The 12,482-nt window shown below is 38.9% G+C and carries 11 protein-coding genes; 4 read left to right on the forward strand and 7 right to left on the reverse strand.

The window, feature by feature from the left end; translation table 11 throughout:
* Positions 1 to 345: 345 nt before the first annotated feature.
* Complete coding sequence (uvrA, locus tag ACSLUF_RS07785) at positions 346 to 3,123, reverse strand: excinuclease ABC subunit UvrA (protein WP_435625545.1); 2,778 nt, start codon at positions 3,121 to 3,123, stop codon at positions 346 to 348.
* Between the two features lie 249 nt (positions 3,124 to 3,372).
* Here uvrA and ACSLUF_RS07790 point away from each other — a divergent pair, with 249 nt between their 5' ends.
* On the forward strand, positions 3,373 to 3,954 hold the full coding sequence (locus ACSLUF_RS07790) for an RNA polymerase sigma factor (protein ID WP_435625546.1): 582 nt from the start codon (positions 3,373 to 3,375) through the stop codon (positions 3,952 to 3,954).
* Between the two features lie 245 nt (positions 3,955 to 4,199).
* On the opposite strand, the gene ACSLUF_RS07795 is transcribed toward ACSLUF_RS07790, so the two are convergent.
* Positions 4,200 to 4,865 carry an endonuclease III domain-containing protein gene (locus ACSLUF_RS07795; RefSeq protein ID WP_435625547.1) on the reverse strand — a complete coding sequence of 222 codons (666 nt, stop codon included), beginning with the start codon at positions 4,863 to 4,865 and terminating at the stop codon, positions 4,200 to 4,202.
* 55 nt (positions 4,866 to 4,920) lie between these two features.
* Between ACSLUF_RS07795 and bcp the strand changes: the two genes are divergently transcribed.
* Positions 4,921 to 5,373, forward strand: a complete 453-nt coding sequence (gene bcp, locus ACSLUF_RS07800) for a thioredoxin-dependent thiol peroxidase (RefSeq protein ID WP_435625548.1) — start codon at positions 4,921 to 4,923, stop codon at positions 5,371 to 5,373.
* A gap of 37 nt (positions 5,374 to 5,410) precedes the next feature.
* Here bcp and ACSLUF_RS07805 read toward each other — a convergent pair whose 3' ends face one another.
* The gene (locus ACSLUF_RS07805; protein ID WP_435625825.1) at positions 5,411 to 6,868 is read right to left on the reverse strand and encodes a TonB-dependent receptor; all 1,458 of its coding nucleotides are present in this window, start codon (positions 6,866 to 6,868) and stop codon (positions 5,411 to 5,413) included.
* Between the two features lie 90 nt (positions 6,869 to 6,958).
* On the opposite strand from ACSLUF_RS07805, the gene ACSLUF_RS07810 reads away from it, so the two are divergent.
* Both ACSLUF_RS07810 and ACSLUF_RS07815 read left to right on the forward strand, forming a co-directional pair.
* The gene (locus tag ACSLUF_RS07810) at positions 6,959 to 7,732 is read left to right on the forward strand and encodes an MBL fold metallo-hydrolase (protein WP_435625826.1); all 774 of its coding nucleotides are present in this window, start codon (positions 6,959 to 6,961) and stop codon (positions 7,730 to 7,732) included.
* Complete coding sequence (locus tag ACSLUF_RS07815; protein WP_435625549.1) at positions 7,729 to 8,223, forward strand: hydrolase; 495 nt, start codon at positions 7,729 to 7,731, stop codon at positions 8,221 to 8,223. Before ACSLUF_RS07810 ends, ACSLUF_RS07815 begins: the two co-directional genes overlap by 4 nt.
* Here ACSLUF_RS07815 and ACSLUF_RS07820 read toward each other — a convergent pair.
* From ACSLUF_RS07820 to ACSLUF_RS07835, 4 genes are read right to left on the reverse strand one after another with little or no spacing between them, the layout of a single operon-like run.
* Positions 8,220 to 8,879 carry an alpha/beta hydrolase gene (locus tag ACSLUF_RS07820; protein WP_435625550.1) on the reverse strand — a complete coding sequence of 220 codons (660 nt, stop codon included), beginning with the start codon at positions 8,877 to 8,879 and terminating at the stop codon, positions 8,220 to 8,222. The genes ACSLUF_RS07815 and ACSLUF_RS07820 overlap by 4 nt on opposite strands.
* A 10-nt stretch (positions 8,880 to 8,889) precedes the next feature.
* Positions 8,890 to 9,213, reverse strand: coding sequence for a hypothetical protein (locus ACSLUF_RS07825; RefSeq protein WP_435625551.1), 324 nt, complete (start codon positions 9,211 to 9,213; stop codon positions 8,890 to 8,892).
* 4 nt (positions 9,214 to 9,217) lie between these two features.
* Positions 9,218 to 10,474 carry a dihydroorotase gene (locus tag ACSLUF_RS07830; RefSeq protein ID WP_435625552.1) on the reverse strand — a complete coding sequence of 419 codons (1,257 nt, stop codon included), beginning with the start codon at positions 10,472 to 10,474 and terminating at the stop codon, positions 9,218 to 9,220.
* Positions 10,471 to 12,399, reverse strand: a complete 1,929-nt coding sequence (locus ACSLUF_RS07835) for a BatA domain-containing protein (protein ID WP_435625553.1) — start codon at positions 12,397 to 12,399, stop codon at positions 10,471 to 10,473. Before ACSLUF_RS07835 ends, ACSLUF_RS07830 begins: the two co-directional genes overlap by 4 nt.
* Positions 12,400 to 12,482 lie beyond the last annotated feature (83 nt).

A 12,482-nucleotide genomic window follows, 5' to 3' on the forward strand; every position in this document is an offset into this window, starting at 1 on the left:
TTTATTGACAAAGGTGTTTAGACAAAAAGAAATACTTGAACGTAAAGTTGATGCCAAATTATATTCGTTTTGCGCGGCAATTCAACATTAGAAACACCAAAATGGGGTTGTTGAAAATTGCTTTTATGCACAAATATTTGATTTCGACTTAAGAACTGTCAATTAATATTTGTGGAAACACCATGTGAATTGACGATTGGTGTTTTTAGATTGACGTAAATTTTTTCGGAAAGTGCCAAAAGTGCCCAATGCAACAATTTCTTATGAAAAGAAAGTCAATGCATTACGGTTAGAATTTGGCTACCTGAAAAGGTGCCGAGTAAATTGCTTTATACAGTGTAAGACCTAGATTTTTTCCATTAGATATTTCGCTGTGTGCGATTCTTTACTTTGAATTACTTCCTCCGGTGTGCCTTCTGCAACCAGATGACCTCCGTTTTCACCACCTTCGGGACCGAGGTCAATAATGTAATCGGCACATTTAATAAGGTCAATATTATGTTCTATAACCACAATCGAATGTCCTTTGGCAATCAACTCATTAAAGGATTTGAGCAGTTTGTTGATGTCGTGAAAATGCAATCCCGTAGTGGGTTCATCAAAAATAAAAAGGGTTTTTTCCTTGGTTTCTCCTTTAATAAGAAAAGAGGCTAACTTTATGCGTTGCGCCTCACCACCTGAAAGTGTTGAAGAGGACTGTCCCAAGGTTACATAGCCCAAACCTACATCTTGCAGGGGCTGAAGTTTGTTTACAATTTTTTGTTGTTTGTGAATTCTAAAATGTTCTATTGCATTATCAATGGTCATATTTAATAGGTCATCGATATTTTTACCTTCAAACTGAACCTCCAGTATTTCCTTCTTAAAGCGTTTCCCATTACAAACGTCACACACCAGATGTACATCGGCCATAAATTGCATTTCTACTGTGATTACCCCTTCTCCTTTACACTTCTCACAGCGACCTCCATCCACGTTAAAGGAAAAATGCTTGGCTTGATACCCTCGTAGCTTGCTCAATTTCTGGGAGGCAAAAAGTGCACGGATATCATCATAGGCTTTTATATAGGTAACGGGATTTGACCGAGAGGACCGCCCTATAGGATTCTGGTCAACAAATTCTACGTTCTTGATATGCGCATATTTCCCATCGATTTTGGTGAACTGTCCTGCTTTTTCTCCATAACCACCAATCTCCTTTAATAAGGAAGGATATAAAATACGCTTGACCAGGGTGCTTTTACCACTTCCAGAGACGCCGGTTATTACAGTTAACATGTCTAAGGGAAAGGTTACATCTATATTTTTAAGGTTATTTTCTCGGGCACCTATAATTTGAATATAGCTTTTGGAAGTTCTGCGTTCCTCGGGAACTTTAATTTCCAGACTTCCATTGAGATATTGGGCGGTCAAGGTTTCCGCCATCAATATTTCTGTGAAACTCCCTTCTGCGACCAACTTCCCGCCATTTGTACCGGCTTCAGGGCCGATATCGATGATTTTATCCGCAGCTTTCATGATGTCCTCATCATGCTCCACAACAATTACCGTATTTCCTAAATCGCGAAGTGATTTTAATACTTCGATAAGGTTTTCCGTGTCTTTGGGATGTAGACCGATACTAGGTTCATCCAAAATGTACATGGAACCAACCAAACTACTCCCTAGTGAAGTGGCAAGATTAATACGTTGACTTTCCCCGCCGGACAAAGAATTGGATTTTCGATTCAAGGTTAGATAGCTCAACCCTACCTTGGACAGAAAGTCCAAGCGGGTATTGATTTCTTTTAAAAGACGTTGGGCAATTTTAGAATCATGGTCTGACAACTGAAGGTTTTCGAAAAAAGGAATTAGTTTTTTGATAGGCAATTCTACAAGATCGGTAATGGACTTACCATCAACCTTTACATAGTTGGCCTCTTTTCTAAGACGTTTTCCATTGCAAATAGGACATTTCGTCTTTCCCCTGTAACGGGACAGCATCACCCGATTCTGTATTTTATAACTTTTCTCCTCTAACTGGGCAAAGAACTTGTGTATTCCTATAAAATGGTCATTTCCGTCCCAAACCAACTGTTTTTGTTCGTTCGTGAGCTGGTACCAAGGTTTATGAATTGGGAAATCGAATTTGTAAGCGGAATTGACCAACTGTTCCTTATACCAACTCATACTTTCTCCTCTCCAAGGAAAGACGGCGCTTTCATAAATGGATAGCGAAGTATTCGGAATAACCAAATCTTCATCGATACCAATTACATCCCCATAGCCCTCACACCTAGGACATGCCCCATACGGATTATTGAAACTGAAAAGATGGACATTGGGTTCCAAAAACTTCATTCCATCCAATTCAAATTGGTTGCTGAAGCTGGCCACATGATTATCTGATAAATTCTCAATGGCACAATTTCCCTTGCCTTCAAAAAAAGCGTTATCCACTGCATTGCCCAAGCGATTGTAAAAATCTTCATCATTCTTGACAACAATTCGGTCAACAACCAAGTCAAAATCTCGACCGATGTCCTTAGGAACCTGGTCGATTCTTAAAACCTCGCCATTATACTTAATTCTTGCATAACCTTGTTTTGAAAAAAGCTGTAGGGATTTATAGGGGTCTCTATCCTCTTTGATAAAAATTGACGCAAGAAGTAACAACTTGGTTCCTTCAGGAAAGGATTTTACATAATCAACAACATCAGAGACCGTTTGTTTTTTGACTTCTTTTCCTGAAATGGGGGATATGGTTTTACCAATTCGGGCATATAGCAGTTTCAAATAGTCATAAACTTCTGTGGTGGTGCCTACAGTAGACCTTGGGTTTGTTGAATTTACTTTTTGCTCTATGGCAATGGCAGGTGCTATACCTTTAATATAATCTACCTTAGGTTTGTCCAGTTTCCCTAAAAACTGCCTAGCATAGGAAGATAGGCTTTCCACATACCTTCTCTGACCTTCCGCATATAAGGTATCAAAAGCCAAACTAGACTTCCCCGAACCCGAAAGGCCTGTTATGACCACCTGTTGGTTTCTGGGAATGACTACATCCAAATTTTTTAGATTGTGGAGTTTGGCACCTTTTATGATAATATTTTTCTTGGAATCTACGTTTTGGATGGAGGCCATTTGTTAAAATTAGGGGCGTAAAGATACAATACACACCACTTAATACGTATATTGTATTAGTTAACATCTAAAAATGCCCAAATCACAACATAAGTTTTCATCTGGGTATCTGATTTACATATCTTTGAGTTGTAATTAAAAACCTGATAGGCCTATACAGCGATAATTACTTTTTTTAAAATTAACTAATTAACAATGCCAACTTACCTGGTAAGGTGGCCCCTAGTTTTAACCAAAAAAGTAATTTGTATGGAACTACAGATTGACGACTCGATATTAGTAAAGAACTACATAGCAGGAGACGAAAAGGCTCTCGAAACTCTCATTAATCGTTACAACCAAAGAATTTCCAGCTTTATTTATTCTAAAGTGTTGGATAGAGATGTTGCTGAAGACATCTTCCAAGACACCTTTATCAAAGTAATTAAAACCCTTAAAAGAGGTTCCTATAGCGAAGAAGGTAAATTTCTTCCTTGGGTAATGCGAATTGCGCACAACTTGATAATTGACCATTTTAGAAAGAATAAAAGAATGCCCAAGTTCGAAGGAAGTGATGACTTCAATATTTTCTCTGTAATTAAGGACGACAAGTTGAATGCTGAGAAAAGAATCATCAAAGACCAAATCGATAGGGATTTAACCTTACTTATTGAAGAATTACCAGATGATCAAAAAGAGGTTTTGGTAATGCGTATCTATAAAGATATGAGCTTCAAGGAGATATCTGAAAATACTGGAGTGAGCATAAATACAGCTCTGGGACGTATGAGATATGCATTGATAAATCTCAGAAAAATAGTAGATAGACATAATATCGTTTTAACGAATTAATCTGCATTACAGCGAACCCTGCAATATTTCCAATTCAGCGCCGTTATCTAAGTGTAACATTAATGCTGAAATATGGAAAATATTTACTCTGAAGAACAAAGACTTACCAGAACAGTAAAGGCTCGAAAGGAAACAATCGACTTTTTGCTGAACTATTCGAAGTCACTACAAGTGGTAGATTGCAAAAAACACAAGTTTGAAGTAATCTTAAACTAAAAAACGTAGCACGTACACAAAAAAGACCGCTAATTGCGGTCTTTTTTGTTCTTATAATACTCGAAAATCACTGTTTTTCTACCTAGAGTTTTAGTGATAATGTCTTTTTCCAGGTCCCAACCCCTAGCTGGAGAATATTCCCGGCCATACCAGATTATTTGAAGATGTAAACTATTCCATAATTCCTTGGGAAACAATCGCTTGCAGTCTTTTTCAGTTTGTACCACATTTTTTCCATTACTGAGTCCCCAGCGATATATCAATCGATGAATATGGGTGTCAACTGGGAAAGCAGGAATTCCAAAGGCTTGGGAAACCACAACACTTGCTGTTTTGTGTCCCACTGCTGGTAGTTCTTCCAATAGTTCTATATCCTGAGGAACTTCTCCATCATACTTATCAATGAGAATCTGGGAAAGTCCATGAATCCCTTTGGATTTCATGGGAGACAGTCCAACAGGTTTGATAATCTCACGAATTTCATCAACCGTAAGTTTTACCATGTCATAGGGGTTGTCCGCTCTTGCGAAAAGCAAGGGAGTAATCTGGTTTACGCGAACATCTGTGCTTTGAGCGGATAATAAGACCGCAATAAGCAGCGTGTAAGGGTCTTTATGGTCTAGAGGAATAGGTATTGTGGGATAAAGTTCGTCCAAAGTGGTAATTATAAAATTTACTTTATCCTTTTTCGTCATTTTTGTTTAATTTTATTTAAATTTAGTTAAACAATATTAAATCAAAGAAGCTATTATGAATATGCTCAAGGTAGGGGATAAAGTACCTGAATTTTCATCAAAGGACCAAGATGGCAACACAATTAATTTAACAGATTACCAAGGTAAAAAGCTCGTGGTTTTCTTTTATCCTAGGGCGAACACCCCTGGATGTACAGCAGAAGCATGCAACCTGAGGGATAACTATGATGAGTTACAAGAACAAGGATACGAACTTGTTGGTGTAAGCGAAGATTCCCAGAAAAAACAGGCCAATTTTAAAAATAAGTATGATTTTCCATTTCCTTTACTTGCCGATGAAGACCACACAGTCATCGAAACCTTTGGGGTTTGGGGACCGAAGAAGTTTATGGGCAAGGAATATGACGGACTACATCGTACCACTTTTGTGATCGATGAAGAAGGCATTATAGAACGTGTAATTGAAAAGGTCAAGACTAAGGACCATGCTGCACAGCTACTCAATTAATAAAAAACGGCTCCTTATTTGGGAGCCGTTCTAAGCTTTAAGCCTTTTCTTTCTCGGCAAGCTCTTTCCTTTGGAAGAGTTGTTTCTTTTTAATCATCTCTGCAATACCCTCAGGCAGCATTTCTTCCCATCCATCTTCGCCGTTGGTAATCCGTTTCAATACTTCCCTGGAGAAAATATGCATAATGTCAGGATCATAATCAATGATGTCCATAACCTTGCCATTATACTTAAAGAATTTGTATAGCTCTTTCATTCTTGGATGCACCTTCACGTTATTACTGGTCATAATCTGACCTGTGTCAGGATCCTTCATTGGATATAGGTATACTTTTAAGTCTTTAAAGAATAATTTTCCAAAGGCTTCTAAAATGCCACCACTTAAGTGACGATAGTATTTTTCATCAAAAACATCTATCAAATTGTTGATACCCATGGTCAAACCAAGCCTTGCCTTGGTGTAATTATTGAAGTATTCCACCAATTTATAGTATTCCTGGAATTTTGAGATTAGAACAGTATGGCCCAGCGAACTCAATAATTCGGCTCGGTCCATAAAGTCCTGCTCATCAATCTCACCAGAAGCTTTTAGATTGGAAAGGGTAATTTCAAAGACTACTATGGTATTTTCATACTCTACCGTTTGTTCCCGTATAAAAATATCATAGGATTTTTGGAACATATCCATGTTCACTTTGGTCACCGGTCGGAAGCTACCCCTCAAGGCCAAAATATTCTTTTTGTACAATACGGCTGCTGGTAAAAGGTTATTCCCATCGGGACCAAACATAACCGCATCCGTCATATCATTTCGGATAAGCTGAAGACTCATCAATCGGTTGTCCACATCCTTGAAACTAGGCCCTATAAAGTTGATCATATCGATTTCCAGAATATCCTTGTCAATATGATCATATAGTTCTTTCAGCAGAACTCTGGGTTCACTATGCTTGAAAAAGGCACCATGAATCAGGTTTACACCTAGGGTTCCCAATGTTTCCTGCTGCAACCTTGCTTCATTTTGCTTGAATCGAACGTGCAGGATAATCTCGTCATATTCTTTTTGCTTGGGATCTAGTTGAAAACGGATACCTACCCATCCGTGACCTTTGTATCGCTTGGAAAAATCAATCGTTGCTACCGTATTGGCGTAGGTAAAAAACAAATAATCTGGATTGTTTTCCCTGCTAATTCGCTCTTCCACCAAATTCATCTCATGAACCAGCATACGTTTCAACCTAGCTTGGGTAACATAGCGGCCATCATCCTCAATGCCATATATAGCATCACTGAACGCCTTGTCATAAGCACTCATCGCTTTTGCTATGGTTCCTGAAGCACCTCCTGCCCTAAAAAACTGTCTGGCAGTTTCTTGTCCAGCACCAATTTCGGCAAAGGTGCCGTAAATATTTCTGTTAAGATTGATTCGAAGAGTTTTTGCCTTTATAGAGAGAATGTTCTCAAAAGCGCTTTGTTCGCTGGCAACGGTAGACATGTCTGAATGGTTTAGCTCTAACAAAGTTACATTCTTCATTTCATCTAATTACATAAATAAGTTATAATTTTGGTTTTCATGGATGATATGATGACCATCACTTTTTTGGGCACAGGTACTTCCCAGGGAATTCCTGTAATTGGCAGTAATCATCCAGTCTGTCTCAGCAAGGACCCCCGAGATAAAAGGTTACGCGTTTCTGTATTGGTTTCATGGAAGGAAAGCAATTATGTTATTGATTGCGGTCCTGACTTTAGGCAACAAATGTTGACAAATTCGGTAACCAGTTTGGATGGCATACTTTTCACCCATGAGCATGCCGACCACACAGCTGGGATAGACGATATTCGTCCCTTCTTTTTCCGACAAGGTGATATTCCTATTTATGCTCATCAACGGGTTTTGGAATCCTTAAAGCGCCGTTTTGATTACATTTTTGCCGATGAGAATAGATATCCTGGTGCACCGGCAGTTCAGGTCAATGAAGTTCTAAAAGACACCCCTTTTGAAGTAGGGGATATGGAGATTATTCCTATCGAAGCTTTCCACAATCGATTGCAAGTTTTTGGGTATCGACTCGGAGATTTTGTGTATTTGACAGACGTAAAGCGTATGGAGGAAGACCAAATACAAAAAATATTGGGAGCCAAAGTGCTGGTTATTAACGCGCTGCGAGAAGAACCGCATCATTCCCATTTTAACTTGGAAGAAGCGCTGGAATTCGCCGATATGATAGATGCAGACCAAACCTATTTTACACACATAAGCCATTTATTGGGATTTCATGAAGAAGTAGAAAAGAAATTGCCGGAAAATGTGTTTTTGGCTTATGATAACCTTACATTGAACATACCTATTTCATGAAGAATAAGATTTTTTTATACCTATTTGTTTTTGCTGCTTTAATTGCCCTTTACCAGCTGGTGAGCGCAAATAATCTACAGAAAGAGCTGAATTCGGATATTCAAACACTTTCCACCGAAAATCAGTCGCTAGAGGATTCTATCCAAAAAATGCAATTGAAAATTTTGGATATGCAATACTTCTCCTTGGAAAACAATGATGATGCCTTGGCTTACTATGAGCATTTGAATTTGGAAAATCCTACGCGATATATCGCTGATAAATTATTGGAGACCAACGAAAGTAAAGGGGATAATCCCTTAATACCCTATGCGGGAATGAATGGCAGTTTTAAAATCAACAAGATAAAAGTGCTGAACCATAGATGGCTGCTGGCTGATTTTTCGGATGGGAAGTTCTGGGGGGATTTGATTATCAAATACGAATTAAAGGATGACCTCAGTGTGGATTTTACTTTGGTTGACCATCTTTTATATACCCGAAGCAACTAAACCTGCTCCTCCAGCCACTTTCTAAAGGAATAGAAGTTCTGTGGGGAAACTCCATGGCCCACTGGAAATTCTTCATATTTAAATGGGATTCCAAGATTTTTCAGAAAGTCAGGCGTTTTCTGAGCCCATTCCAAAGGAATGACTTGATCTACCTGCCCATGGGATGCATAAAAACTGAGATGTTCGAGGCTTTTATTTTCGAAGCCTTCAAGCAGAATCTTTTGATTGATATAGCCACTAAGTGCAATAACATTTTTGACTTTTTCGGGATAAGACAGAGCAACGGAATAACTCAAAATGGTACCTTGACTAAACCCTAACAAAGTAATGTTGGTCTTATCCAGCTGATACGTTTCGGTAGCTTCTTCAATGAAAGTCAAAATCTTGTCTCTGGATTCTATGGCTTGGGAATCATCACTCCATTTCCCGTATTCTGCATCAAAATTAATAGCATACCAAGCATAGCCAAAAGGTTCCAATGAGAAGGGTGCTCTAACCGAAAACACCATAAACTGCTCGGGGAGCTCTGGAGCAAAGGAAAATAAGTCTTCCTCGTTACTGCCATACCCGTGGAACATAAAAATAGCAGGGGCATTGGAATTTAGAGTCTTGGAAGGCCGTACCAAGTAGGTCAGGGAAAGCGGGGTGGGGGACATTAGCTACTATTTAAGGAATAAAGGTAAACCATTTTTGAAAAAAAGGTCCAATCCATGGAAGGGACTTCTTTTGTTGGTTTAAGGCACTTAACAGGCCGTACAACGCTATGACTATATAGAGTATGAACAACCAAAACGACGCTTGGACAATCCCAGTGAACGTTAGAACTATGGCCAAGGCGTGATACATTACATGAATCCCAAAGGCCTGACGTATATGAAAGCGGGAAAAAGCGTTTTTGGGTTCCATATTCATGCTCATGGCTATCAAACTACCTACAATGGTCAAATAGGCAATTGAAGCCGTAGTCCTTCCTTCTTTTTCCGCAGTCAAAATGTTATAGGGTTATGATATTATTGGAAATTGTTCCTAACACCCTTCCTTTTTGAGGTGTATTAAGAAACATACTATTTTTTGAGGTTGAGAAAATAGCTTTCTCATCAAAAGTCCATTCCTCTGTAGGTTCGAATAATGTAAGACAAGCAGATTTACCCACCTCAATTTCTGGTTTTGCAAGATTGAATCGTTCCCAACCTTTGGTCAGTAGATTTATAGTATCCTCGAGGTCAAAAACCTGTAGCAGGCTACCAAAAGATGATTCCAATCCTATGGTTCCGGGGAGTGCATTGTCCAATTCCACACGTTTTTCCTCAATATCCAACGGAATATGGTCCGAAGTCACAAAATCCACAATACCCTCTTTCAAACCTTTTAGTAAAGCCTTAGTATCGTCTTTTGTACGTAAGGGTGGGCTCACCTTAAAGGAAGTATCAAAATCAGACAAGTTATCATCAGTAAATAGAAGGTTATGGACGGCTACACTGCAACTAACATCCAATCCTTTCTTTTTGGCGGCAGCAATCAATTTTACGGAATTGGCTGTGGATATGGTCGGGATATGCAACTTTCCTCCAGTGTATTCTAGAATAAAGAGATCTCGAGAGATTTGAAGCTCTTCCGCCAACCCAGGAATACCTTTTAGTCCTAGTGATGTGGACATAGCCCCTTCATTGACCACTCCCTTACCTTTGATTTGCTTGTCTTCTGGAAATGAAAAAACAAGCCCATTAAAACTTTGGGTATACAGGAGCGCTATTTTTAAAAGATTGGGATTTGCAACTTGGCTTTTAAAATCATAGAATCCCACTGCCCCCGCTTTGCGCATGTCAAAAAGCTCAGCCAAATCAACCCCTTTTGCATGTTTGGACAAGCTGCCCAACGGATGTAACTGTGTTCCATTTCCCTTCGCCCTTTCCTTTAGGAAAACAATATCCGAACTGGTATCCGGTATGGGCGTAGTATTGGGATTTAGAATGACGTTGGTGAATCCACTCTTAGCCGCTACCAATAATCCATTTTCTATGGTTTCACGTTCTTCATGACCTGGTTCTCCAAAACACACACCGGTATCCAACCATCCAATGGAGACATGCAAATTTTTGCTTTCAAATACCTTGATACTTGATGGAATCTCGGTAATGGAGGCTGCTATCTTTTCGATAGTTCCTTTTTTTATAAGAATATCCCTTTTTTTTAAGTGCAGTGCCGAATTTTCAGGAGATACAATTTTGGCTGACTTCAATAGGATGTTCATGTAACAAATTTTTGGATGATTACCTCCACCAACGCTAACAGCAGCGCTAAAATAACAAACCATTTCCAATATGAGGTAATACTGCTTTCTTTCTCCAAAAGTTGAAATAAAGAACCAACGGATTCTTTAGTCGTAGCCCCCATCAAATCCTCAGGCTCCAGATACTCTAATGGACTTTCATTTCTAGGGTAGTTAAAGCTGATATGCTTGATAAGATTTTCATCGGTTAGAATTTCATAAATCCCGTCCTCGGTGGGATTTTCATTGAAGGTCAATCTTACTTTGTTCGGAAAGGACTGCTGTAATGGGATGAACTGATTTTCTAATTTTTTAACCTGAACGATATTCTCACTTCCCAATTCAATACCAATATCAATGGTATTGGTTTTACCCAAAGTGAGGAATAACTCTGGAGCTTGAAGTCCAGATTTAGCCATGTTATAGAATGTTGGGACAATTAGGGATGAACTTTTAAAATTGCTGATTTCGCTTTGCAAAGGCGAGGTAAAGAGATAGAAACCATCCAATCCCACCAAAAACGGGTCGTTACCCTCAAACGAAAGGATTTTCGGTGCTCTGGTGCTTATGCGATAGTACTGATTAGTCTGGGGGTATTGGAAATTCTCTATTTGCCTTTCAAAAACATTGCGGTATACAGGGTGGTCATAGGAAATATTGGTAATCCTTTTTTGAACGGTTAACTTTTCCCCTAGAGAAGTATTGAAATGCGATGAGAGCAACTGATTATAGGAATCGACATTACTTGTTTCAGCAGGTATAATTATTAAACTTCCTCCATTTTCATTGAATACCGATAAAATCCGTGAAAGTCCCGTGGGTATGGATTTCAGATTGTCAAGCACAATTACATTTTGGGTGTCTAATAAGCTATAATCCAAACCGTTTAGCGGATATTGGGTAAGTTCGAACTCCGCGTTCCCAAAAAGTCGGCTCAGGTAATTGTTCGGAACAATAGTTTCTGAAATGGACAGCACTTTGGTCTTTTCCTTATTGTCAAGGTTTAAGTAAAAGGCGTTGTCATATACCAGTCCGCCATCCACAAGGTTCAGTAATCCATTTATAGGTTCATTATTGGGAATAGAAAAATCCAATGTTACTCGTGAGTTTTCTTCAAAATCAGCGGCAGATTTGGCGATAAGTGTTTCACCATTGAATAACGAAACGGGAATGGGTTCTGAAACTCCCATACTACTAAGAAACACGGATAGCCTTAACTGCTCATCATTGGTATCTTCTATGGATACAGAATCAATGGCAACATTTACCAATCTATCTGGCTTTAAGGGCACTATATAGTTATTCACAAGAGAAACTGAATCTCTTTTTGTAACACCTAGGTTTTTCTGAAAGTCAGATATCAAAATCAGATTCTTTCTTGAGTTTTGGTCAGAGGAAAATAAGGTGTTTGCTTTTAGAAAAATGTCATCCAGACTCATTTGTTTGAAAGTGAAAGGAATTGCCAATAGCTGGTTTTGCACATCCTTTACAGTTACGTCCCTAAATGTGTTGGTGTTGGTAAAAAGCGTAATGGTTTGTTCCCTGTCGATGTGTTTCAACAGATCCTGAGTTGCCTTTTCCAGCAGGCTCACCCCATTGTTCCCTGCTTGCATACTAAATGAATTGTCCAAATAAATTATCGTCTCCTTTTCCTGTAATGCATCATTTTTCGCGGTAAAAGGTTGGGCAAATGCAATAATAAGAGCAGCGAGGAGCAGTAATCTTGTAAAAAGTAATAGCCATTTTTTTAAGGTATTGCTCTTACGGGATTCCATGACTACTTTTTGTAGCATGGCGACATTGGTAAAAGGGGTCTTCTGGAATCGTCTAAGCTGAAAAAGATGAATAAGAATAGGAATGATGAGCAAGAGTAGGGCCCAAAGAATTTCCGGATGTTTTAATTGCATTCCCAATGGTGTTGAGCAAATATATCGATTAAAATACTTAGGTATAAACTGAAAGGCTGTTAAGACTTCGCTAATTTCAGTTA

Origin of the sequence: Flagellimonas sp., assembly GCF_965601775.1 — a bacterium.
Lineage (GTDB): Bacteria > Bacteroidota > Bacteroidia > Flavobacteriales > Flavobacteriaceae > Flagellimonas.